The 20703-nt window shown below is 62.0% G+C and carries 24 protein-coding genes; 11 read left to right on the top strand and 13 right to left on the bottom strand.

Going from position 1 to position 20703, the window contains the following annotated elements; all coding sequences use genetic code 11:
- The first annotated feature begins 28 nt into the window (after positions 1-28).
- The 3 genes from VGO12_RS06515 (at position 29) to VGO12_RS06525 (ending at position 3010) form a co-directional block, all read left to right on the top strand.
- On the top strand, positions 29-1189 hold the full coding sequence (locus tag VGO12_RS06515) for a D-alanyl-D-alanine carboxypeptidase family protein (protein WP_327511914.1): 1161 nt from the start codon (positions 29-31) through the stop codon (positions 1187-1189).
- A 97-nt stretch (positions 1190-1286) separates the two neighbouring features.
- On the top strand, positions 1287-1988 hold the full coding sequence (tmk, locus tag VGO12_RS06520) for a dTMP kinase (protein ID WP_327511915.1): 702 nt from the start codon (positions 1287-1289) through the stop codon (positions 1986-1988).
- Positions 1985-3010: a DNA polymerase III subunit delta' gene (locus VGO12_RS06525; RefSeq protein ID WP_327511916.1), complete on the top strand. Its 1026-nt coding sequence runs from the start codon at positions 1985-1987 to the stop codon at positions 3008-3010. The genes tmk and VGO12_RS06525 overlap by 4 nt, the downstream gene beginning before the upstream one ends.
- Here the strand turns inward: VGO12_RS06525 and VGO12_RS06530 are convergent.
- Positions 3005-3310, bottom strand: coding sequence for a pyrophosphatase (locus VGO12_RS06530; RefSeq protein WP_327511917.1), 306 nt, complete (start codon positions 3308-3310; stop codon positions 3005-3007). The genes VGO12_RS06525 and VGO12_RS06530 overlap by 6 nt on opposite strands.
- A 176-nt stretch (positions 3311-3486) precedes the next feature.
- Between VGO12_RS06530 and metG the strand changes: the two genes are divergently transcribed.
- Genes metG through VGO12_RS06545 form a run of 3 tightly spaced genes read left to right on the top strand, consistent with a single transcriptional unit; the run spans position 3487 to position 6670 of the window.
- Positions 3487-5040 carry a methionine--tRNA ligase gene (metG, locus tag VGO12_RS06535; RefSeq protein ID WP_327511918.1) on the top strand — a complete coding sequence of 518 codons (1554 nt, stop codon included), beginning with the start codon at positions 3487-3489 and terminating at the stop codon, positions 5038-5040.
- Between the two features lie 12 nt (positions 5041-5052).
- Positions 5053-5832 (top strand): TatD family hydrolase, encoded by a 780-nt coding sequence (locus VGO12_RS06540; protein ID WP_327511919.1) that lies wholly within the window; start codon positions 5053-5055, stop codon positions 5830-5832.
- Position 5833: 1 nt separating this feature from the next.
- Positions 5834-6670, top strand: coding sequence for an MBL fold metallo-hydrolase (locus VGO12_RS06545; RefSeq protein WP_327511920.1), 837 nt, complete (start codon positions 5834-5836; stop codon positions 6668-6670).
- 32 nt (positions 6671-6702) lie between these two features.
- Here VGO12_RS06545 and VGO12_RS06550 read toward each other — a convergent pair whose 3' ends face one another.
- The 4 genes from VGO12_RS06550 to VGO12_RS06565 form a co-directional block, all read right to left on the bottom strand.
- Positions 6703-7650: a phosphoribosylaminoimidazolesuccinocarboxamide synthase gene (locus VGO12_RS06550; protein WP_327511952.1), complete on the bottom strand. Its 948-nt coding sequence runs from the start codon at positions 7648-7650 to the stop codon at positions 6703-6705.
- A gap of 237 nt (positions 7651-7887) precedes the next feature.
- Entirely contained in the window at positions 7888-8604 is a 717-nt protein-coding gene (locus tag VGO12_RS06555; protein ID WP_327511921.1) for a sulfite exporter TauE/SafE family protein, read from the bottom strand.
- Positions 8605-8744: 140 nt separating this feature from the next.
- A complete protein-coding gene (locus tag VGO12_RS06560) occupies positions 8745-9290 on the bottom strand; it encodes a hypothetical protein (RefSeq protein WP_327511922.1) in 546 nt (181 codons plus the stop codon).
- Positions 9291-9320: 30 nt separating this feature from the next.
- Positions 9321-9638 carry a GNAT family N-acetyltransferase gene (locus VGO12_RS06565; RefSeq protein WP_327511923.1) on the bottom strand — a complete coding sequence of 106 codons (318 nt, stop codon included), beginning with the start codon at positions 9636-9638 and terminating at the stop codon, positions 9321-9323.
- On the opposite strand from VGO12_RS06565, the gene VGO12_RS06570 reads away from it, so the two are divergent.
- From VGO12_RS06570 to VGO12_RS06585, 4 genes are all read left to right on the top strand, one after another.
- Positions 9565-9852 carry a hypothetical protein gene (locus VGO12_RS06570; protein WP_327511957.1) on the top strand — a complete coding sequence of 96 codons (288 nt, stop codon included), beginning with the start codon at positions 9565-9567 and terminating at the stop codon, positions 9850-9852. The genes VGO12_RS06565 and VGO12_RS06570 overlap by 74 nt on opposite strands.
- A 121-nt stretch (positions 9853-9973) precedes the next feature.
- On the top strand, positions 9974-10588 hold the full coding sequence (locus VGO12_RS06575) for a helix-turn-helix domain-containing protein (RefSeq protein WP_327511924.1): 615 nt from the start codon (positions 9974-9976) through the stop codon (positions 10586-10588).
- An 11-nt stretch (positions 10589-10599) separates the two neighbouring features.
- Entirely contained in the window at positions 10600-11397 is a 798-nt protein-coding gene (locus tag VGO12_RS06580) for an SRPBCC domain-containing protein (RefSeq protein WP_327511925.1), read from the top strand.
- Positions 11398-11653: 256 nt separating this feature from the next.
- Positions 11654-12076: a DUF4864 domain-containing protein gene (locus VGO12_RS06585; protein WP_327511926.1), complete on the top strand. Its 423-nt coding sequence runs from the start codon at positions 11654-11656 to the stop codon at positions 12074-12076.
- A 30-nt stretch (positions 12077-12106) separates the two neighbouring features.
- Here the strand turns inward: VGO12_RS06585 and tgt are convergent, their stop codons facing one another.
- From tgt to coaD, 5 genes are all read right to left on the bottom strand, one after another.
- On the bottom strand, positions 12107-13237 hold the full coding sequence (gene tgt, locus VGO12_RS06590; RefSeq protein WP_327511927.1) for a tRNA guanosine(34) transglycosylase Tgt: 1131 nt from the start codon (positions 13235-13237) through the stop codon (positions 12107-12109).
- Positions 13238-14320, bottom strand: a complete 1083-nt coding sequence (gene queA, locus VGO12_RS06595; protein WP_327511928.1) for a tRNA preQ1(34) S-adenosylmethionine ribosyltransferase-isomerase QueA — start codon at positions 14318-14320, stop codon at positions 13238-13240.
- A gap of 73 nt (positions 14321-14393) precedes the next feature.
- Positions 14394-14903 carry a peptidylprolyl isomerase gene (locus VGO12_RS06600; RefSeq protein ID WP_327511929.1) on the bottom strand — a complete coding sequence of 170 codons (510 nt, stop codon included), beginning with the start codon at positions 14901-14903 and terminating at the stop codon, positions 14394-14396.
- Between the two features lie 22 nt (positions 14904-14925).
- Positions 14926-15498 carry a peptidylprolyl isomerase gene (locus VGO12_RS06605; protein WP_327511930.1) on the bottom strand — a complete coding sequence of 191 codons (573 nt, stop codon included), beginning with the start codon at positions 15496-15498 and terminating at the stop codon, positions 14926-14928.
- A gap of 35 nt (positions 15499-15533) precedes the next feature.
- The gene (coaD, locus tag VGO12_RS06610) at positions 15534-16031 is read right to left on the bottom strand and encodes a pantetheine-phosphate adenylyltransferase (protein WP_327511931.1); all 498 of its coding nucleotides are present in this window, start codon (positions 16029-16031) and stop codon (positions 15534-15536) included.
- A 360-nt stretch (positions 16032-16391) separates the two neighbouring features.
- Between coaD and VGO12_RS06615 the strand changes: the two genes are divergently transcribed.
- On the top strand, positions 16392-16520 hold the full coding sequence (locus tag VGO12_RS06615; protein WP_327511932.1) for a hypothetical protein: 129 nt from the start codon (positions 16392-16394) through the stop codon (positions 16518-16520).
- A gap of 143 nt (positions 16521-16663) precedes the next feature.
- Here the strand turns inward: VGO12_RS06615 and VGO12_RS06620 are convergent, their stop codons facing one another.
- The 3 genes from VGO12_RS06620 to VGO12_RS06630 all read right to left on the bottom strand — a co-directional run bounded on the left by VGO12_RS06620 (position 16664) and on the right by VGO12_RS06630 (position 20624).
- Positions 16664-18076: an MATE family efflux transporter gene (locus VGO12_RS06620; RefSeq protein WP_327511933.1), complete on the bottom strand. Its 1413-nt coding sequence runs from the start codon at positions 18074-18076 to the stop codon at positions 16664-16666.
- Positions 18077-18216: 140 nt separating this feature from the next.
- Positions 18217-19548, bottom strand: a complete 1332-nt coding sequence (locus tag VGO12_RS06625; protein ID WP_327511934.1) for a TCR/Tet family MFS transporter — start codon at positions 19546-19548, stop codon at positions 18217-18219.
- A 167-nt stretch (positions 19549-19715) separates the two neighbouring features.
- Positions 19716-20624 carry a LysR family transcriptional regulator gene (locus VGO12_RS06630; RefSeq protein WP_327511935.1) on the bottom strand — a complete coding sequence of 303 codons (909 nt, stop codon included), beginning with the start codon at positions 20622-20624 and terminating at the stop codon, positions 19716-19718.
- Positions 20625-20703: the final 79 nt, after the last annotated feature.

Genomic DNA, 20703 nt, shown 5'->3' on the forward strand with positions numbered 1-20703 from the left:
TATGCGGAAGGGGAAACCGGAGTTTCCCATGCGCATGAAGATGCTTTCGGCGGTGTTTCTCGGCGTCACGTTGTTTGCCGGCGCCACATTGGCACAGACACCGGCGCCCGCCTTCGACACAAAGGCAAAACAGATACTGCTTGTCGACGCCGAAACCGGTACCGTGCTGTTTTCGCGCGGCGAGAACGAGCCGATCCCGCCGGCGTCGCTCGCCAAGCTCATGACGATGGAAGTGGTTGCCGAAGCGCTCGGCAAGGGCGAGGTCACCGCCGAGACGACGTTTCCGGTCTCGGAACACGCCTGGCGAACCGGCGGCGCGCCCGCGGGCACCTCCACCATGTTTGCCGCCCTGAAGTCGAACATTCGCGTCGCCGACCTGTTGCAGGGCGTTGCCGTGCAACTCGCCAACGATGCCTGCATCATTCTGGCCGAAGGCATGACTGGCAGCGAGAGCGCCTTTGCCGAACGCATGACCAAGCGTGCGCGCGAACTCGGCATGCCGGTCGCCACGTTCAAGAATGCCACCGGACTGCCCGATCCGGGCAACCAGATCACGATGAGCGAACTGGTGACGCTCGTGCGCCATCTGCACGAGGCGCATCCGGACCTTTACCGGCTCTATGCGCAGCCGGAATTCGAATGGAACAAGATCCTCCAGCGCAACAAGAACCCGTTGATTTCTGCCAATATCGGCGTGGACGGCCTGGCAACCGGCTTTGCCGAGGGCTTCGGGTTCTCTCTCGCCGCTTCGCTCCAGCGCGGTGACCGTCGGGTGTATCTCGCGATGGGCGGACTTCAGACAGACAAGGAGCGCATCGAGGAAAGCCGCAAGGTTCTCGACTGGGCGATGACTGCGTTCGAGAAGAGACGGGTCTTCACCGACGGCGAGGCGATCGGCGAAGCGGCCGTCTATGGCGGCAACGCGTCCCATGTGGCGCTGGTCGCCGGCGGTCCCGTCGATGTGCTTCTTCCGGTCAACAATCCGGAGCGTCTGACGGCGCGCATCGTCTACAAATGGCCGCTGCGCGCGCCGGTGAACGCCGGAACCGAGGTCGGTGTCGTCAAATTGTGGAACGGCGAGAAGCTCTTGCGCGAGGTCCCGGTCAAGACGGCTGATGCGGTCGGGCAGGGGACCTTGACCAGCCGGGCTGTCGATGCGCTGCAGGAACTGCTGTTCTTTTGGCTCTAGGCAACGACGTTCGCCCTCGCTTGCACACACATCCGCACCAAATCGTCACCGGGCGGTTTCGCGCCGTGGACCAATCGGCTAAACAGGGCCAAATCGCATGCCGATATGGGAAAGCATGGTGTCGCTGAAAAAAGGTCTGTTCGTAACATTCGAAGGTGGGGAGGGCGCCGGCAAGTCGACCCAGCTCCGGCTTCTCGCCGAAGCCCTGCGCGCGCGCGGCTACACGGTGCTGACGACACGCGAGCCGGGCGGCTCCGCGGGTGCCGAAGCCGTGCGCCACGTCCTGCTTTCGGGTGCCGCTGAGGCGTTCGGGGTGCGGATGGAGGCGATCCTCTTTGCGGCTGCCCGCAGCGACCATGTCGAAGAGATCATCCGGCCGGCGCTTGGAAACGGCACGATCGTGCTTTGCGATCGCTTCATGGATTCCTCGCGGGTCTATCAGGGCGTGACCGGCAACCTGGAGCCGAGCTTCGTCGAAACACTCGAACGGGTGGCCATCAACGGCGTCGTGCCGGATCGCACGGTCATTTTCGACCTGCCGGCCAGTGTCGGCCTCGAGCGCGCCCAGCGCCGCGCCGGTGACGACAATCCGGATCGCTTCGAAAAAGAGCAGCTGGAAACGCACGAAAAGCGTCGCGAGGCATTTCTCGACATTGCCCGCAACGATGCTGCGCGATGCCGCGTGGTCGATGCAACACAGCCAGTCGACGCCATTGCCGCCGATGTGCTGGCCCTTGTCGAAGCGCTGCTGCCGCATGGCGACGGCACCGACACATCACCAGCGGAAGTCGCAACATGAGCGTTTCCGGTGTGCTGGACGGGGCGATCTCGCCCGCCGAAAACAATCGACTGTTCGGCCACGAGCAGGCGGAAAGCTTCCTGGCGCAGAGCTACCGCTCGGGCAAGGGGCACCATGCGATCCTGATCGAAGGGCCTGAGGGCATCGGCAAGGCGACGCTCGCCTTCCGCTTTGCCCACCATATCCTGAAACATCCAGAACCGGCAGACGCGCCCGAGGCCATTGCCGATCCGGACCCGACGTCAGCCATCGGACGGCAGCTTGCCTCCGGCGCGTCGCACAACCTCTTGCATCTGGCGCGCCCGATCGACGAGAAGACGGGCAGGGCGAAGGGCGCGATCACCGTCGACGAGGTCCGGCGCGCCGGCAAGTTCTTCAGCCAGACTTCGGGCACGGGCAACTGGCGCATCGTCATCATCGATCCCGCCGACGATCTCAATCGCAATGCCGCCAACGCCATCCTCAAGATCCTCGAGGAGCCGCCGCGCCGCTCGCTCTTCCTGGTGCTGACCCATGCGCCCGGGAAACTGCTGCCGACGATCCGCTCGCGCTGCCTTCCATTGCGATTGAAGCCGCTTGAACCGCAAGCGCTGAGCCAGGCACTGGGGCATCTGGGTTTCGATCTCGCCGGCGAGAATGCCGAGCGCATCGTTGCAGCTGCCGGAGGCAGCGTCGCCGAGGCGCTGAAACTCATCAATTACGGTGGGCTGGAAATCGCCGCCAACTTCGAGGCGATCCTGCAAGGGCAGGGACCGGCCGTGCGCAAGGACATGCACAAGCTCGCAGATGTGCTCGCCGGCAAGGACAGCGAAACGATCTTCGACTTCTTCCAGGCGCTGGCAAGCGATCGCATCATGCGTGAGGCGCGGGAAGCTGCAGTCGCGGGAGACATCATGCGAGCCGAGCGCTTCGCGCGGCTTTCTGCTGCCGTTACCGAGCGGTTGACGGTGAGCGACGCCTATAATCTCGACCGCAAGCAGACGATCCTGTCGCTGCTCGACGACGTGAAGGCAGCGCTATAGCGACGGCCGGAAGCGCCACTTCCGCGCGATGGCTGCGGACAGGTCGAGATCATGGTGGCGGGCAAAGAGCAGCACATGTCCAAGCAGATCGGCGGTCTCGTCCGCCAGCGAGGTCCTCAAATCTTTTGCTGATCTGCCATGGGTCCGACCCCGACCCGACAGCTTGTTCCAGGCCTGGGTCAGTTCACCCAGTTCCTCCTGCATCTTGAGGATAAACCAGTCGGGATCGCGCTCGATTCCGTGTGCTGCCGCATAGCCGGCAGAGGCGGTTTCAAATTGGCTGCCCAGTCGCTCCAGCATGATTCATCTCCCGATTTGTTTCCTTTTTGTTCTATTGCGCGGACACAACCGATGCAAGGCCGTCAGGCCGGGGGATGCTGGTGCCGGCCGGGCTTTTCACGCATCGCATGTTTCTTCCGCCGAGCGTATGCGCTAAGAGCGTGCGTAGCTTCATCCGAGATAGATTGAATCCGCCTATGAGAGACACGTCCCCCTTTTACATCACCACCGCGATTTCCTACCCGAACGGCAAGCCGCATATCGGCCATGCCTACGAATTGATCGCGACGGATGCCATGGCGCGCTACCAGCGCCTGGACGGGCGTGAGGTGTTCTTCCTGACCGGTACCGACGAACACGGCCAGAAGATGCAGCAGACGGCACGCAAGGAAGGCGTGGCGCCGCAGGAACTGGCCGACCGCAACTCGGCGGAATTCCAGAAGATGGCCGTGGTGCTGAACGCATCCAATGACGACTTCATCCGCACCACCGAGGAGCGCCACCATCAGGCGTCGCAGGACATCTGGATCCGCATGGGCGAGGCGGGCGACCTCTACAAGGATTCCTATGCCGGCTGGTATTCGGTGCGCGACGAAGCCTATTACCAGGAAAACGAGACCGAACTGCGTGCCGACGGCGTGCGCTATGGTCCACAGGGTACGCCGGTCGAGTGGGTCGAGGAGCAGAGCTATTTCTTCAAACTGTCCGAATACCAGGACAAGCTTCTGAAGCATTACGAGGAAAACCCTGATTTCATCGGTCCGGCCGAGCGCCGCAACGAGGTGATTTCCTTTGTGAAATCCGGCCTCAAGGATCTCTCGGTCTCGCGTACCACCTTCGACTGGGGCATCAAGGTTCCGAACGATCCGGCGCATGTCATGTATGTCTGGGTCGACGCGCTCACCAACTACATCACCGCAACCGGCTATCTCGACGACCCGAAGGGCCCGCGCGCAAAATTCTGGCCGGCGAACATTCACGTGATCGGCAAGGACATCATCCGCTTCCACGCGGTCTACTGGCCGGCCTTCCTGATGTCGGCGGGCCTGCCTCTGCCCAAGCGCGTCTTTGCCCACGGCTTCCTGCTCAACAAGGGCGAGAAGATGTCGAAGTCGCTCGGCAACGTCGTCGATCCGTTCAATCTCGTTGAGCATTTCGGCCTCGACCAGATCCGTTACTTCTTCCTGCGCGAGGTCTCGTTCGGGCAGGACGGCAGCTACAGCGAGGAGGGGATCGCAACCCGCATCAACTCCGACCTTGCCAACGGCATCGGCAACCTTGCCTCCCGTTCGCTGTCGATGATCGTCAAGAACTGCGACGGTCAGGTGCCGGTGTGCGGCCCGTTGACCGACGAGGACAAGGCGATGCTGGCTGCGGCCGACGCACTGCTTGAAATCACCCGTGACGAGATGGGCAAGCAGATGATCCACCGGGCGCTGGCGGCGATCATCGCCGTCGTCTCCGAGACCGACCGCTACTTCGCCGGCCAGGAGCCCTGGGCGCTGAAGAAGACCGATCCGGCGCGCATGGGCACCGTGCTCTATGTCACGGCCGAAGTGGTGCGCCAGATCGCCATCCTGTTGCAGCCGTTCATGCCGGAATCGTCAGCAAAGCTGCTCGACCTCGTGGCAGCGCCGGCCGACAGCCGCGATTTCGCAGCGCTGGGCGAGGCGGGTCGCCTCGTCTCGGGCACGCCACTCGAAGCGCCGAAGCCGGTTTTCCCGCGCTACGTCGCGCCGGAAGCGCAGTAAGGCACTTTGAGCATGCTGATCGATACCCATTGCCATCTGGATTTTCCCGATTTCGAAGCGGAGCGTGACGCGATCGTCGCCAGGGCGCATGAGGCCGGTGTCGAGCAGATGATCACGATCTCGACCCGCGTGAAGCGGTTCGAGACCATCCTGGCGATCGCCGAGGCCTATCCGAACGTCTTCTGTTCCGTCGGCACCCATCCGCACAATGCGGACGAGGAACTGGACATCACGACGGAAGACCTGGTCCGGCTTTCCGCACATCCGAAGGTGGTGGCGATCGGCGAGGCGGGTCTCGACTACTTCTACGACAACGCGCCGCGCGAAGCGCAGGCCGAAGGCCTGCGCCGGCATATCGCTGCGGCGCGCGAGACCGGCCTGCCGCTCGTCATTCACAGCCGCTCGGCGGACGAGGACATGGCGGCGATTTTGACCGAGGAAAGCGGGAAGGGCGCCTTCCCCTTCCTCCTGCACTGCTTCTCCTCCGGTCCGGAGCTTGCCCGCATCGGCGTCGCGCTCGGTGGCTACGTCTCGTTCTCGGGCATCCTGACCTTCCCGAAGTCCGAGGAATTGCGCGAGATCGCCAAAACGGTGCCGCATGACCGGATGATCGTCGAGACCGACGCGCCTTATCTTGCGCCCAAGCCCTTCCGCGGCAAGCGCAACGAGCCGGCCTATGTGGCGCACACGGCCGCGGTGCTCGCCGAGACGATCGGCGTCAGGGCGGAAGAGATCGCAACGATCACCACTGACAATGCTTTCCGCATCTTCTCGAAGATGCCGAGGCTCTGACGTGGCGTTCCGGCGCACCTTCACCATCCTCGGCTGCGGCTCGTCACCGGGCGTGCCGCGCATCACTGGTGACTGGGGCGCCTGCAATCCTGGCAATCCCAGGAATCGGCGGCTGCGCGCAGCGCTGCTCGTGGAGCAGACAGCACCGGATGGCGGTAAGACGACGGTTGTCATCGACACCGGCCCGGACTTTCGCACCCAGATGGTCGCCGCCAATGTCCGCCATATCGACGCTGTCATCTACACCCATGCCCATGCCGATCACTTGCACGGGATCGACGACCTCAGGGGCTTCGTCATCGAGAACCGCAGGCGCGTGCCGATCTGGGCCGACGCCTATACGATGGAGCGCATCCGCGAGGGATTTCGCTATTGCCTGGAATCGCCGCCGGGCAGCGGCTATCCGCCAATCGTCGAGCCACGCATCATCCCCGACGACCTGTCACCGGTGGTGATATCAGGCGCCGGCGGACCGATCGCGTTCCGGCCGCTGATGCAGTTTCACGGCAACATTCATTCGCTGGGCTTCCGCATCGGTGACTTTGCCTATTGCAGCGACGTCAGCGATTTCCCCACCGAGACGATCGAGAAGCTCGGCGGGCTCGATCTCCTGGTGATCGACACGCTGCAGTACAAGTTTCATCCGAGCCATCTGTCGCTGGTGCAGTCGCTCGGCTGGATCCAGCGCTTTCAGCCCAGGCGGGCCGTCTTGACGCACATGCACGTGCCGCTCGACTACGACACGGTGCAGGGCGAGACGCCTGAACATATCGAGCCGGCATACGACATGATGCGGCTCGAATTCGATGTCGAGATCCCGGCGCCCGGCGTTGCCTAAATTAGATTAGTACGCAACACTAATATACGGAATTACTTCGAAAAATACGGCGCGAGATTGGCGCGGATCCGGTCAAGAACCGTGGCTCCCGAGGTGTCGGGCACGAAACGCTGGCCGGTGATCTGCTCGAAGGCTTCGATGTAGACGGCAGAGGTCTGCTCGACGAGATCGACCGGGATTTCCGGGATCGGATCCTTGTAGGGGTCGCAGCGTTCCGTCACCCAGGCGCGCACGAAATCCTTGTCGAAGCTCTTTGGACGTTCGCCGCGCTCGAAGCTCTGCTGGTAGCTGTCGGCAATCCAGTAGCGGCTGCTGTCAGGTGTGTGGATCTCGTCGGCGAGAATGATCGTGCCGTTCTCGTCGGTGCCGAATTCGTATTTGGTATCGACCAGGATGAGACCGCGTTCGGCGGCACGCTGCTGGCCGCGGGCGAAAAGCGCCAGCGCATATTGCCAGACGGTATCGAGCTGTTCTTTGGTCAGCAGGCCTTGCGCGAGGATTTCTTCGGCTGAAAGCGGTTCGTCATGGCCACCGTCGAAAGCCTTGCTGGTGGGCGTGATGATCGGTTGCGGCAGCTTCTCATTGTCGCGCATGCCGTCCGGCAAGGTGATGCCGTACATGGCGCGTTCGCCGTTCCGATATTTCGTCAGGATCGAGGTGCTGGTGGTGCCGGCGAGATAACCACGCACGACGACCTCGACCGGCAGGATATCGAGCCGCTTGCCGATGACGACATTGGGATCCGGATAGCTGACGACATGGTTCGGGCAAATATCGGCGGTATCCTCGAACCAATAGCGCGCCGTCTGGGTCAGCACGTGACCCTTGTTGGGGATCGACGTCAGGATCACGTCGAAAGCGCTGAGGCGGTCCGTAGCGATGATGATGCGGTTGCCATCGGGCAGGTCGTAGTTTTCACGAACCTTGCCTTTATAGCGGCCTGGCAGTTCCGGAATGAAAGCATCTGAAAGAACGCGCATTTCGCTCATCGCATCTGGCCTTGAAAGTGGTGCTTCGATGCGGGAACGCTAAGCAGGCCGGAAAGCCCGGGTCAAGCACGCCAGGGCAAGGTTTGCCGCACAATCCATGCTTTCCAGCATATCCGCCAGTTCCATAATCTATCTTATGTGATCAATGCATGTAGCCGCAAAGTTAAAGTGTCCTGATCCTGCAAAGTTGGAATGTCACTCTCCCCGGGTTTGGCGAGCTCGAAAAATTCAGATTGCTGCGCCCCACAGCAGGCTCGCGCCGGTGCCGAGCAAAAGCACATCCATGATGCGCCTGAACGTCTCTGGCGGCAGCCGGATCAGAAACGGTTTCGCCAGCAGCGAACCGACCATCAAGGATCCGCCAACCGTCAGTCCTTTCGTCAGCGCGGCCAGAGGTAGCGCACCGAAACTCTGGAACGTGAACGTCTTGGTGACGTAGATCGCCAGCGAAGCTGCGGCTTCGGTCGCAATGAAGCTCCCTTTGGTTAGCCCGTATCCGAGGAAAATCGGAACCGACATCGGGCCGGTCGAAACGACGATGCCCGTCAAGAAGCCGATTACGGCACCTGCCAATGCAAGATGCGCTGGTCTCAGCTGTCGCAAAGTTGCAGCAAGCCACCGCCGCATCGGGATCATGGCCAGGAAGAACAGGCCGATTGCCACATCCACCGCGCGCGGTGGCAGAACCAGCATCGTGCGCGCGCCCAAGGCAGCGGCCGGCACACCCGTCGCCGCATAGGCCGCCACCGCGCGCCAGTCGACAGCGCGCCACCATACAAGGACGCGAGAGACATTAGCCATCACGGCCGCCACAGCCATGATCGGAATGGCCTCCCTGGGGCCATAGACATAGGTCAGGACGGGCAAGAGCATGATCGATGAGCCCGTGCCGATGATGCCGCTTACGAGCCCGGCCACAAGGCCGACAATGAGGACAAAAAGCAAGCGCCGGCTCCATCAACCTTCGATGTATCGTCACGCGAAATCGGCCCTCGGCCGCCAACTACATCGAACAGGTCGATAAGACGTGAGTCTCCCGATTTCGAGAAGCTAAAATGCCACGGTTGCTCCACGCCCAGCGCACATCATGCCGCTTTGAATGCGGCGCGCTGCTCCATGTATCCTGACGGATCGGGACCGGTCCGCATCATTGTCCGTCGCCACGCCTCCTGCTCCGCGTTGATCAGCGCCAGTTCCCAGACGCAGGCAACGACCGGTCTCCTTGCGGTGTCCATGGGCTCAGCGGCGGAATACAGTTTCCGATAGATGTGTTGGCAAAGAACCGAACCTTGGATCCACCAGTGAACGGAGATGGAAAGTCCAAGCGTGCCGGGGTGAATGATCACGAAGCCCATGCCGTTGCTATTGCCCTCGTCTCGAACGCGCTGAAGCACCTCCTTTCGCACGACCGACTGGGCCAGCAGCTCCATCGCGTCATCGATCGTCGCGCCTTCGGCCAGGAGGCCGTAGACCTTAAGCTTGAGATCGCCGATCTTCCATTGACCCAGATGCGAAACGGCTCGGGGATGATAGACATCGATCGTGTTTGTCGTCATCGGCGCATTCCAATCCTTCACCACCCTCAATGGAACCATACTATCTGGAATAACGCGTTGGTTGAAGGGCCGCACCGGCGGACCCTGCCCGGCGTTCAGCGGAATTCATCTGGCTCCATCACGCCCACGCTGGTCGTCCTTCATGTCCGTGATCCCCTTCACGAGCCGATCCGCCGGCCCGAAATCCGTCATTTCTGTTCCCGATAACCGGAAGCCGAGCGCTTGGTAGAACCGAACCGCGTAACCACCGGACGTCACGGCCAGCAACCTCACGCCGGCATCAGCAGCCGATTGCTCCGCTTCTGACAGCAGCATGCGGCCGATGCCCTGCCGCCATGCGCCAGGATCGATGAAGACGGCATCGACCTCAGCAACCTCCACAGATCTCGGCAACATCGTGCAGAACCCGACGATTTTCGCCATCCAGTTCGGCGACAAGCGTGTGCGCAATGTTTTCGGGTGCGATGCCGAAGACGTCAGGATTGTCGAGAAGGTCTTGATGGTGTTCGCCGGTCGCCAGCGATGCACGGCGCTGGAGCACTTCCAGGTGCTGATGGTCGGCGGCGGTGGCGCGGCGGATCGTTGGCTGCATGGTTTCCATCACATGATGAGCGAAGAGCCAATAGATTTACTCTGAACCGTCGTCCGTCCAATCAACGAACATCTTGCGCCTTGTGCGTTCTGGACGCTCAGCCCCTACCCTCATAGGACGTCGTTATTACCTTGACAAAAAAAACTGTCAAGGCAATCATCGCGCCATGCTCGATCTTGACGTCATAGATGCGCCGGCCGCCGCCGCGCTTGCCCTGGAGCCCATCAAGGCCCGTTTGCTTGCGGAACTTGCCGCACCCGCATCGGCTGCAGCACTCGCGGGCCGGGTGGGACTGACGCGCCAGAAGGTCAATTACCACCTGCGTGTGCTCGAAGAACACAAGCTGATCGAACCGGCCGAGGAACGCCGCTGGGGCGGGCTGACCGAACGCTTGATGGTCGCGACGGCGACGTCCTATGTGGTCTCGCCGGCGGCTTTGGGTCCGATCGCTGCGGATCCCGGACGCAGTGGAGATCGCCTTTCCGCGAGCTACCTCGTCGCGCTTGCGGCCCGTATCGTGCGGGAAGTCGGCGGCCTGATGCGCGGCGCACGCCAACAGGAAAAGCGCCTTGCGACGCTCGCGATCGACACCGTCATCCATTTTCGATCGCCCGCCGATCGCGCGGCCTTCACCTCCGACCTGGCGCAAGTCGTCGCTGCTCTGGCGGCCCGTTATCACGCAGAAGACGCACCTGATAGCCGGCCACACCGGCTCGTGGTCGCGTCCTACCCCGCGCCGAGGGAGAGCGGCGGCGGTGCATCCGAAGACACCAACTCCTGAAAGGATATCTCATGCCGATCAAGAAGGATGGCAGCGGAAAGCGCTGGGTCGAGATGGAATTGATCGTACCCGGCTCGCCGGAACAGGTTTGGCAGGCGATCGCGACCGGCAATGGCAACAGTGCCTGGTTCACCAAGACCCGGATCGACGAGTACGTCGGCGGCAAGATCGCCTTCGACTTCGGCGCGATGGGCGGCTCGAGCGGAGAGATTACCCATTTTGAGCCGCCTGCCCGCTTCGAATATGTGGAACGGGAATGGAGCGAAGGCGCGCCACCGATTGCGACCGAAATCACCGTTACGGCGCGATCGGGCGACCGCTGCGTGGTGCGCATGGTGCACTCGCTGTTTTCCACGACGGATGACTGGGACGACCAGATGGAAGGTTTCGAGGGCGGCTGGCCGGGCTTCTTCGAGGTGTTGAAGATCTACCTCGGCCATTTTGCCGGTGAGAAGGCGTCGTGCTTCATGGCCATGGCTGCCACGAAGGAGCCTGAAGGCAAGCTGTGGGATCGCTTGACCGACGCGCTCGATCTCACTGCGGCCAATGTGGGCGAGGAACGCACGACCGCGTCCGATCCGGAGAGCTTTTCCGGCGTCGTCGAGCGGATTCAACAGGAACGCACGCAACGTTATCTTCTGCTGCGCTTGACGTCCCCTGCACCCGGCATCGCCTTCATCGGGACATGCGCGATCGGCGACGGCGCCAACGTCAGCATGTCTCTCTTTTTCTACGGCGACGATGCCGGCGCAAGAGCGGCAGCCAGCGAGACCAGATGGCGGGAATGGTTCGCAAGGACGTTCGCATAGGCTGCCGATGCCACGGCGTCTGTAGCTCCTTGGCCTCGCACGATCGGGCGACTGCGCCCGATCAACCGATTTCTTCAAACATCACCACTTTATGATACATAAATCGTGACATTCATAAAATTCTGTAACAAGCTGATTTTATTTAATACATTCCGATTGTCCGGCACTTGCTGTGGTGGACATCACCTTGGCGCCGCCATTCCCAAAACCCGTCGTCGTCCTATGCTTTGACTGACACCGACGGATGGAGATCTCGATGTTCAGGACGTTTGCCGTTGCCCTTGGACTGGTGATGCAGCTGGTCGCTGCAAGTGTGGTACATGCCGACGAGCCCGTCGATACGGCGCGATCGATCATCCAGGGGCAGATCGACGCGTTTCTGCATGACGACGCGGAGACGGCCTATTCCTTCGCCTCTCCGGCGATCCGCGGAAAATTCCCGGACAAGGCAGCCTTCTTCGACATGGTCAAGCGCGGTTACCAGCCGGTCTACCGCCCGGGCAACTTCGCCTTCGGCCGCTCCAAGGTCGTCGGCGACCAGGTGCTGCAGGAGGTCTTGATCTCGGCCCCGGACGGCAAGGACTGGACGGCGGTCTACGAGCTCCAGAAGCAGCCGGACGGCAGCTACAAGATCAATGGCGTGATGATGCTGCAGCAGGCGCCGGGGCCGGCGATCTGATCGCTGTGGTATGGTTGCGCGTTCTGAGCTTCAGACCGGCGGAAGATCACCTCGCCGCCAGGTCTCCTGTGTCTCCGCCATGAAATCGGCAAAGCGGCCCTCATCGATCGCCAGACGGATGCCGGCCATCAGCTCCTGGTAATAGGCGAGATTGTTCCAGCTGAGCAGCATGCCACCGAGCGACTCGTTCGAGCGGATGAGATGATGCAGGTAGGCGCGCGAGTAGTCGCGCGTCGCCGGGCACGACGATTGCTCGTCGAGCGGCCGCATGTCCTCGGCGTGGCGCGCGTTGCGCAGGTTGATGCGGCCGTGGCGTGTGAATGCAAGGCCGTGACGACCGGACCGGGTCGGCATCACGCAATCGAACATGTCGATACCCTCGGCCACCGACCTCAGGATGTCGTCCGGCGTGCCGACGCCCATCAGGTAACGCGGCTTGTCGACCGGCATGATCGGGCATGTGATGTCGAGCATGCGCAGCATCACCTCCTGCGGCTCGCCGACGGCAAGGCCACCGATGGCATAGCCCTTGAGGTCGAGGCCCTTCAGCGCTTCGGCCGAACGTTCGCGCAGCTTCGGAATGTCGCCGCCCTGCACGATGCCGAACATCGCCTTGCCCGGCTGGTCGCCGAAGGCGACCTTGCAGCGCTCGGCCCAGCGCAGCGACATTTCCATCGCGCGCTCGATTTCCTTGGGCTCGGCCGGCAGCGCCACGCACTCGTCGAGCTGCATCTGGATATCGCTGTCGAGAAGCCCCTGGATCTCGATCGAGCGTTCCGGCGACATGTGGAAGAGCGCGCCGTCGACATGACTCTTGAAGGTGACGCCCTGCTCGTCGAGCTTGCGCAAGCCGGCAAGCGACATCACCTGGAACCCGCCTGAATCCGTCAGGATCGGCCCCTGCCAGCGGATGAGGCCATGCAGGCCGCCGAGCCGCGCGACACGCTCGGCGCCCGGGCGCAGCATCAGGTGGTAGGTGTTTCCGAGAATGATGTCGGCGCCGAGATCCTTCACCTGGTCGAGATACATCGCCTTGACAGTGCCGACAGTTCCGACCGGCATGAAGGCCGGCGTGCGGATCGTGCCGCGCGGCATGGAAACCTCGCCGCGCCGCGCCTTGCCGTCGGTCTTGTGGAGCTTGAACTGGAAGGTCTCGGTCATCTAGTTTTTCCGGAAAAGCAGGCTGGCGTCGCCATAGGAATAGAAACGGTAGCCGGTTTCGATCGCATGCGCGTAGGCCGCGCGCATCGTTTCCAGGCCAGAGAAGGCCGAAACCAGCATGAACAGCGTCGATTTCGGCAGGTGGAAATTGGTCATCAGCATGTCGACGGCGCGGAAACGGTAGCCGGGCGTGATGAAGATGCCAGTTGGACCGGACCAGGGCTTGACGATGCCGTCTTCAGACGTCGCGCTTTCAATCAGTCGCAGCGACGTCGTGCCGACGCAGATAATCCGCCCGCCCCTCGCCTTGACCGCGTTGAGCCGTTCGGCCGTCGCAGCGTCAACATGACCGATCTCCTGGTGCATCACATGGTCGTCGGTGTCATCGGCCTTGACCGGAAGGAAGGTGCCCGCCCCGACATGCAGGGTGACGAAGTGTTTCTCGATGCCCGCCGCGTCGAGCTCGGCAAAGAGACGGTCGGTAAAGTGCAGCCCGGCGGTCGGCGCCGCAACGGCGCCCTCTTCGCGGGCGTACATGGTCTGGTAGTCGGCCCGGTCCTGGGCGTCCTCGGCACGCTTCGAGGCAATGTAGGGCGGCAAGGGAATATGACCGACAGCCATGATCGCCTCGTCGAGTGCAGGGCCCGCTAGATCGAAGCGCAGGGTGATCTCGCCGGCGTCGCCCTTTTCCTCGACGAACGCATCGAGCGTTCCGATAAGGCAACTTCCGCCGCCGTGACCGAAAGCGATGCGATCGCCAACCTTCAGGCGCCGGGCCGGACGGGCAAAGGCTTTCCAGCGATCCGGCGCGATACGCATATGCAGCGTCAGCGAGACCGGCGTGGTGACGTCTTCACCACGGTGGCGGATACCTTCCAGTTGCGCCGGGATCACCTTGGTGTCGTTGAAGACAAGCGCATCGCCTGCCCTCAGGAACGACGGCAGGTCGAGCACGCCGTGATCCGAGAGAACCTCGGAGGTTTCAGGGCGGACAACGAGCATGCGGGCGCTGTCGCGCGGGCTTGCTGGCCGCAGCGCAATTGACGTTTCCGGCAGATCGAAGTCGAACAGGTCTACGCGCATCGTTACCTTCAGACAAAAGCAAACCCGCCCCGGCGCTTTTGGCGACCGGGGCGGGTTCGTGCATTAGCGCAAATCAGACGTCTGCGGCAACCCGCATCGTGACGATCGAGTCGGGATCACGCACCGGCTCGCCGCGCTTGATCTTGTCGATGATCTCCATGCCTTCGGTGACCTGACCCCAGACCGAGTACTGCTTGTTGAGCCAGGGGGCGTCGGTGAAGCAGATGAAGAACTGCGAGTTGGCCGAGTTCGGCATCTGGCTGCGGGCCATCGAGCAGGTGCCGCGAACGTGGCTGACGTTCGAGAATTCAGCCTTCAGGTCCGGCTTGGAGGAGCCGCCCATGCCGGCGCGGGCCGGGTTGAAGTGCTCGCCGCCGGTCTTGCCGTACTGCACGTCGCCGGTCTGGGCCATGAAGTCCTCGATCACGCGGTGAAACACCACGCCGTCATAGGCGCCTTCGCGGGCCAGTTCCTTGATGCGGGCGACATGACCCGGAGCGACATCAGGCAGAAGCTCGATGACGACCTTGCCCTTGGTGGTCTCCAGGATGATCGTGTTTTCCGGATCCTTGATCTCGGCCATGGGTTTTCTCCTTGCTGTTAACTTACTTGCCGACCTTGACGCTGATCATGCGGTCGGGATCGGTGACGGAGCCGTTGTTGGCATCGTCGCCGAGCTTGATCTTGTCGACATTCTCCATGCCGGAAACGACCTTGCCGACGACCGTGTACTGGCCGTTCAGGAAGTCGCCCGGTGCGAACATGATGAAGAACTGCGAGTTGGCGCTGTTCGGATCCTGCGAGCGAGCCATGCCGACCGTGCCGCGCTCGAACGGAACGTCCGAGAACTCGGCCGGAATGTCCGGACGCGACGAACCGCCGGTGCCGGCAGCCTGCGGCTGGTAGCCGTTTTCCATGTCGCCATACTGCACGTCGCCGGTCTGGGCCATGAAGCCCTTGATCACGCGGTGGAAGGCGACGTTGTCATACTCGCCGGCCGCCGCCAGCGCCTTGATCTGCTCGACATGCTTCGGCGCGATGTCGGGCCTGAGTTCGACGACGACCGGCCCATCCTTGAGCGTGATCGTGAGGAAGTTATCGGCCGCTTGCGCGAACGCCGTGCCCGTAAACGAGGCAAGCGCGATGGCGCCGGCGAAAGCGAGATGGAGGATTTTCATGGTTTCTCCCTGCGTAGTGAATTGTGGGCCGCCCGTTACGACGCGCGGCGTTTGGCCTGCAGTGCGTGAAAAACTGCCTTGGGCACGAAGGCACTGACGTCGCCGCCCATGGCCGCGATCTGGCGGACCAATGTGGCGGTAATGGGCCGCGATGCCGTGCCTGCCGGCAGGAACAGGGTCTGGATATCCGGCGCCATCTGTCGGTTCATGCCGGCCATCTGCATCTCATAGTCGAGGTCGGTTCCATCGCGCAGCCCGCGCACGAGCAGCTTCGTGCCGCGCTCGCGCGCCGCGTCGACCACCAGGTTATCGAAGGCGACCACGTCGATATCGCCTGCCCTGTCCGGCAGGAATTCGAGCAGCGACTGGCGGATGAGACCGGCGCGCTCGTCAAAGGAGAAAAGCGGTGCCTTGCCCGGGTGGATGCCGATCCCGACGATGACTTTCGTCGCCACGTTCAGCGCCTGCACAAGCACATCGAGATGCCCGTTCGTCATCGGATCGAAGGAGCCGGGGTAAAATGCCGTGGTCATCGCACCTGTTTCCGTTTGGTGAAGCCTTTTGTCACGGACGGCGACGGATCGCAAGAGTTGTACGGGCGTTGGTACTGTTCCCTGGGAAACAGCGGGCCTTAAAGAATGAATGCTAGATGAATGCCATGTTCAAGGGCGCTTCACACGCAAGACGTTAAATGTAGCGCCAGTAACAACGGAACTTTTTTGAACGTACTGCCGTTTAGGATGCGAAAGGATTACGGCTATGGCACTTGCTCTGTTTTCGATGGCGATGTTTTTCACGATGCTCTTTGCGACGATACATGCAATGCGCAACGAGTCCCGTGACCGGCACGAAAAGTTCGTGATCCAGAAGATCATTCGATAATGGAGAGCGTCATGGCCACCCTGTTCATGATCGCGGCAGCGGTTATCAGTTTCGTGTTTTTGATCGATTTCGCCCGGACGATACGCGACCTCCAGCGCGATCGTCGGGGTTCGGAACGGCTAGACGGCTTCAACGTCTAGCGGTTTCGAGGCTTCGTAAACGAAGCTTGGTAGTAGGCGACGCCCGTTCCCCTTCCCCTGAGGCGGTCGCCATTTCAAGCCGGACGGCATCCCCTGCCCGTCCGGCTTTTTCTTTGCCTGCTCGCAAGTCGCGACCGTTCCGCTCAGGCTGCCTTCTCGCCTCCCGCCTTTGCGGTGAGCCCGTTCAGCATCCGGAAGAAGCGCCAGTTCAGGAGCACGGCTGCAGCCGCAAGGCCGAGCACGAAGCCGAACCAGACACCGGTGCCGCCAAAATTGAACGGGAAGGCAAAGGCCCACGCACAGACGAAGCCGATCGGCCAATAGGAAATCAGCGCCAGCAACATCGGTACCTTGGTGTCCTTCAGGCCGCGCAGCATGCCGGCTGCGATCGCCTGCATGCCATCGACGAGCTGAAATGCACCGGCAATGACGATCAGCGGTGCGGCAAAGGCCAGAACGGCGGCCGCGTCCGGCCGGGCGGTGTCGAGATAAAGTGCTGCAAGCTGGCTCGGGAAAAACGCAAAGATCGCGCTGCCGACAACGGCAAAGCCGGCGCCGAGCACAAGCGAGGCAATCGCTGCGCGGCGAACGCCGAGCAGATCGCCGCGCCCATAGGAAAGACCGACGCGCACGGTCGCCGCCTGCGCCAGGCCGAGCGGGATCATGAAGGCGATCGAGGCGAACTGCAGGGCGATGCCGTGGGCTGCGAGCTCGACGGTGCCGATCGTACCCATCAGCAGCGAGGCGACCGTAAAGAGGCTGACTTCGGCAAGGATGGTGAGTGAGATCGGTATGCCGAGGAAGACGACTTCGCGGAATGCCACCCAGTCGGGCCGCCAGAAACGGACGAACAGTTCGTATTGGTTGAGCTCAGGCTTGCTCTTGATATAGCCGATCGTCAGCACGGCGCCGAGCACGGCTACACCAAGGGCTGCCACCGCCGCGCCGAAAATGCCGAGGCGCGGAAAACCGAAATGCCCGAAGATCAGCACGTAGCAAAGCGCGGCATTGAGCAGGAGCGTCGCCAGCGTCACGTAAAGAATGATCCCCGCCCGTTCGAGGCCACTCAGGAAGGCGCGAAGCACCATGAAGATCAGGCCGGGGAAGATCGCCCATTGCGCGATGCGGACATATTCTCCCGCAAGGGCGGCGACCTCGGGTTGCTGCCCGGCAAACAAAAGAATCGGCTCGGCCATCCACAGCAACGGCGCCGTCAGCACACCGTAGAGCATCACCACCCACATGCCCATGCGAACGGAGCGGCGCACCGAAACCTTGTCGCCGCGTCCAACGGCCTGGGCCGCCATCGGCACCACCGCATTGGCAAAGCCGTTTCCGAAGACATAGACGGTGAAATACATCTGCGTCGCCAGAATGATCGCCGCAAGCTCGGTCGCGCCGAGCTTTCCGACCATCAGCACATCCGTCGTATTGATCGCAAGCTGGGCCAGCTGCGCGCCGATGAACGGCACGCCAAGATAGAACGTCGCGCGATAGTGCGTGCGCCATGAATTGTCGGTCGTCACGGGGGTCGGGCTCGAATTCGCGGTCAGCATGGCAGATTCCTGGCAGTCTGCGGCGCGTGCCGCGGTTGCCGATCGAAGGGAGGAAAACCGGAAATAGATGACCGATGGCCAAAGAGCCAGCCGCCAGGGCGAAGTTGCTCAAACTTTCATCGACAGATCACGAAAATTGATCAATTTCCAGGCACGCGGGTCAGTTCGCCGCGCGCAGCCTTCTCGATCGCCGGGATCTCCTCCGGCTCGTCCGCTTCATCCCGCTTGCTTTCTTCAGTCTCCTGCGGTCCGACCGCACTGCTCCTCGGTATCTTCAGGAGAAACACGACGATCGCGCCAACGAGGAAGCAGCTTGCAAGCGCGTAGGGAGCGCCAGCGAACGCCACCGGCGCCGCAGGGCTCGTGAAATAGCCGAAGGCTTGAGTGAAGATTAGCGGGCCGATGATCGTCGTAATGCTGCCGATGCTGGTCAGCGCGCCCTGAAGCTCGCCCTGAGCCGATGGCGGAACATGGGCGGCAGCGATGCTGCGCAGCGGCGGATCGGCAAGACTTTCGAGCGCGGTGGCGATAATGACGGCATAGATCATCCAGCCCTCAGACGCGCCGGCATAACCGATCGCGCCCAGCGTCGTGAAGGTGAGCCCCAGCACTGCCGTGCGCCACTCACCGAGCCTCGGCACGACGCGCGGCAGCACGAACCCCATGACCAGCGCGCCGCCGATACCGAAGATCCCGAGCGAAAGCCCGATCTGCCCCTCGCTCCAGCCGTACCGATAGGCTGAGACGAACGACCAGACGGCCGGATAGACGGAGTGGGCAAGCCAGAAAAGGAAGAAGACCAGCCCGACCCAGCCAATGCCGGGATAGTTGCGCATCTGTTTCAGCGCCCCGAGCGGATTGGCCCGCTTCCATTCGAAGCGCCTGCGGTTTTTGCGCTCAAGCGTCTCTGGCAGCAGGAACACGCCGAGCACGAAATTGACGAAGGAAAGTGCCGCTGCACCGTAGAACGGCACCCGCGGACCGAATTCGCCGAGCAGTCCGCCAAGCACGGGGCCGAGCGCGAAGCCCGTGCCGAAGGCGATGCCGATCAGACCGAAATTCTTGGCGCGGTTGCCGTCATGACTGATATCGGCAATGTAGGCGGCTGCCGTACCGAAACTGGCGCCGCTGACACCGGCGAGCACTCGACCGATGAACAGCATCCAGTAGCTGGTGGCAAGGGCGCAGATCAGGTTGTCGATCGCAAAGGTCAGTACGGAGGCGAGCAACACCGGTCGCCGGCCGAAGCGATCGCTGAGATTGCCGATCAGTGGTGCAAACAGGAACTGCATGGCCGCATAGACGAGCAGCAGCCAGCCTCCGTCGATTGCCGCTTCGCTGATGCTGGAGCCGGTCAGTTCCTCCAGATAGGTCGGCAGCACCGGAACAATGATGGCGATACCGACAATGTCGAGGAACAGGATCAGAAAGACGAGGAACAGGCCGCGTCTGGTAAACTTCTCATCGAGCATCTGCCACTCCCCCGAGCACCTGCCGCCCGGACTCGGAGACAGAACGTGAACGACACGACCAATTTAGGTGTAACGGATGATTTCACCCGAAACAATCCGTGAACACCTCAATTTATCTGATGTGACTATCGCAAAGGTTGATGCATCGGACACGTCACACGCCCATATCATGGACTGCTGCGACGCTGTTCTGTCTTCAGGAAATCGACGAATGCGCGCAAGGGCGCGGGCATGTGTCGTCGGCTGGCATAATAGAGAAACGGCCCGGAAAAACTGGTCGTCCAGTCGCCGAGAATGGCAACGAGCCGTCCCGTTGCAATTGCGGGAGCGACGAATTCTTCGAACGTCCTGATGATTCCGATGCCATCAATCGCCGCACGGAGCTCGAGGTCGATCGTGTTGGCAAGCACGATGGCCGGTGGCGCGATCGTCAGCGTCGTTTCACCCTCGCCGAATTCCCACGCAAGGGAAATGCCGCTCGCGAATCGATGGCGAATGCAACTGTGTTCGAGCAAGTCGCGCGGATGCTCAGGCACGCCCCGCATTTCAAGGTATTCCGGCGCCGCGGCGGTAACGTAGCGCTGCAGCCGCGGACCGATCGGGATCGCGATCATGTCACGCTCGACGCGTTCCTCGTAGCGAATGCCGGCGTCGAACCCGGCCGCAAGTACGTCGACGAACCCGTCCTCGGCGGTCACCTCGAGAGAAATCGCCGGATGCTCGCGCAGGAAACGACCGATGATCGGTGCTAGGATCTCACGGGCGACGATGGTCGGGACGTTCAGCTTCAAGGTTCCGGCCGGGCTGTCGCGCATGTCGTTGACCTGATCGAGCGCGCCTGAGATCTCGCCGAGTGCCGGCGTCAGCCGGTCGAGCAACCGGGATCCGGCTTCCGTGAGCGTGACGCTGCGGGTCGTGCGGTTGAGAAGCCGCACCTTGAGCCTGGCCTCGAGCCGGCGAAGCGCTTCGCTCAGCGACGATGCCGACACGCCCCGCATCTTGGCGGCTGCGCGAAAACTGCGGGCCGCGGCAACAGCGGTAAAGGCATCGAGATCGGCAAGTGGCAGATCGTTCATTGTGCAAAATTCCGTACAAGCTGTTCGTTTTGATCCGGATTATCGCACGACAAGGCAAGGAGTAAACAAGAACCAGGCA

This window comes from Ensifer sp. (assembly GCF_035999135.1).
In the GTDB taxonomy this organism is placed as follows: domain Bacteria; phylum Pseudomonadota; class Alphaproteobacteria; order Rhizobiales; family Rhizobiaceae; genus Ensifer.

What these genes read in the sequence shown, in the direction of transcription:
- VGO12_RS06515 (WP_327511914.1), top strand. Translation starts at nt 29, where the DNA reads ATGCGCATGAAGATGCTTTCGGCGGTGTTTCTCGGCGTCACGTTGTTT.
- tmk (WP_327511915.1), top strand. Translation starts at nt 1,287, where the DNA reads ATGCCGATATGGGAAAGCATGGTGTCGCTGAAAAAAGGTCTGTTCGTA.
- VGO12_RS06525 (WP_327511916.1), top strand. Translation starts at nt 1,985, where the DNA reads ATGAGCGTTTCCGGTGTGCTGGACGGGGCGATCTCGCCCGCCGAAAAC.
- VGO12_RS06530 (WP_327511917.1), bottom strand. Translation starts at nt 3,310, where the DNA reads ATGCTGGAGCGACTGGGCAGCCAATTTGAAACCGCCTCTGCCGGCTAT.
- metG (WP_327511918.1), top strand. Translation starts at nt 3,487, where the DNA reads ATGAGAGACACGTCCCCCTTTTACATCACCACCGCGATTTCCTACCCG.
- VGO12_RS06540 (WP_327511919.1), top strand. Translation starts at nt 5,053, where the DNA reads ATGCTGATCGATACCCATTGCCATCTGGATTTTCCCGATTTCGAAGCG.
- VGO12_RS06550 (WP_327511952.1), bottom strand. Translation starts at nt 7,650, where the DNA reads ATGCGCGTTCTTTCAGATGCTTTCATTCCGGAACTGCCAGGCCGCTAT.
- VGO12_RS06570 (WP_327511957.1), top strand. Translation starts at nt 9,565, where the DNA reads ATGAAGACGGCATCGACCTCAGCAACCTCCACAGATCTCGGCAACATC.
- VGO12_RS06565 (WP_327511923.1), bottom strand. Translation starts at nt 9,638, where the DNA reads ATGGCGAAAATCGTCGGGTTCTGCACGATGTTGCCGAGATCTGTGGAG.
- VGO12_RS06575 (WP_327511924.1), top strand. Translation starts at nt 9,974, where the DNA reads ATGCTCGATCTTGACGTCATAGATGCGCCGGCCGCCGCCGCGCTTGCC.
- VGO12_RS06580 (WP_327511925.1), top strand. Translation starts at nt 10,600, where the DNA reads ATGCCGATCAAGAAGGATGGCAGCGGAAAGCGCTGGGTCGAGATGGAA.
- VGO12_RS06585 (WP_327511926.1), top strand. Translation starts at nt 11,654, where the DNA reads ATGTTCAGGACGTTTGCCGTTGCCCTTGGACTGGTGATGCAGCTGGTC.
- tgt (WP_327511927.1), bottom strand. Translation starts at nt 13,237, where the DNA reads ATGACCGAGACCTTCCAGTTCAAGCTCCACAAGACCGACGGCAAGGCG.
- queA (WP_327511928.1), bottom strand. Translation starts at nt 14,320, where the DNA reads ATGCGCGTAGACCTGTTCGACTTCGATCTGCCGGAAACGTCAATTGCG.
- VGO12_RS06600 (WP_327511929.1), bottom strand. Translation starts at nt 14,903, where the DNA reads ATGGCCGAGATCAAGGATCCGGAAAACACGATCATCCTGGAGACCACC.
- VGO12_RS06605 (WP_327511930.1), bottom strand. Translation starts at nt 15,498, where the DNA reads ATGAAAATCCTCCATCTCGCTTTCGCCGGCGCCATCGCGCTTGCCTCG.
- coaD (WP_327511931.1), bottom strand. Translation starts at nt 16,031, where the DNA reads ATGACCACGGCATTTTACCCCGGCTCCTTCGATCCGATGACGAACGGG.
- VGO12_RS06615 (WP_327511932.1), top strand. Translation starts at nt 16,392, where the DNA reads ATGGCCACCCTGTTCATGATCGCGGCAGCGGTTATCAGTTTCGTGTTT.
- VGO12_RS06620 (WP_327511933.1), bottom strand. Translation starts at nt 18,076, where the DNA reads ATGCTGACCGCGAATTCGAGCCCGACCCCCGTGACGACCGACAATTCA.
- VGO12_RS06625 (WP_327511934.1), bottom strand. Translation starts at nt 19,548, where the DNA reads ATGCTCGATGAGAAGTTTACCAGACGCGGCCTGTTCCTCGTCTTTCTG.
- VGO12_RS06630 (WP_327511935.1), bottom strand. Translation starts at nt 20,624, where the DNA reads ATGAACGATCTGCCACTTGCCGATCTCGATGCCTTTACCGCTGTTGCC.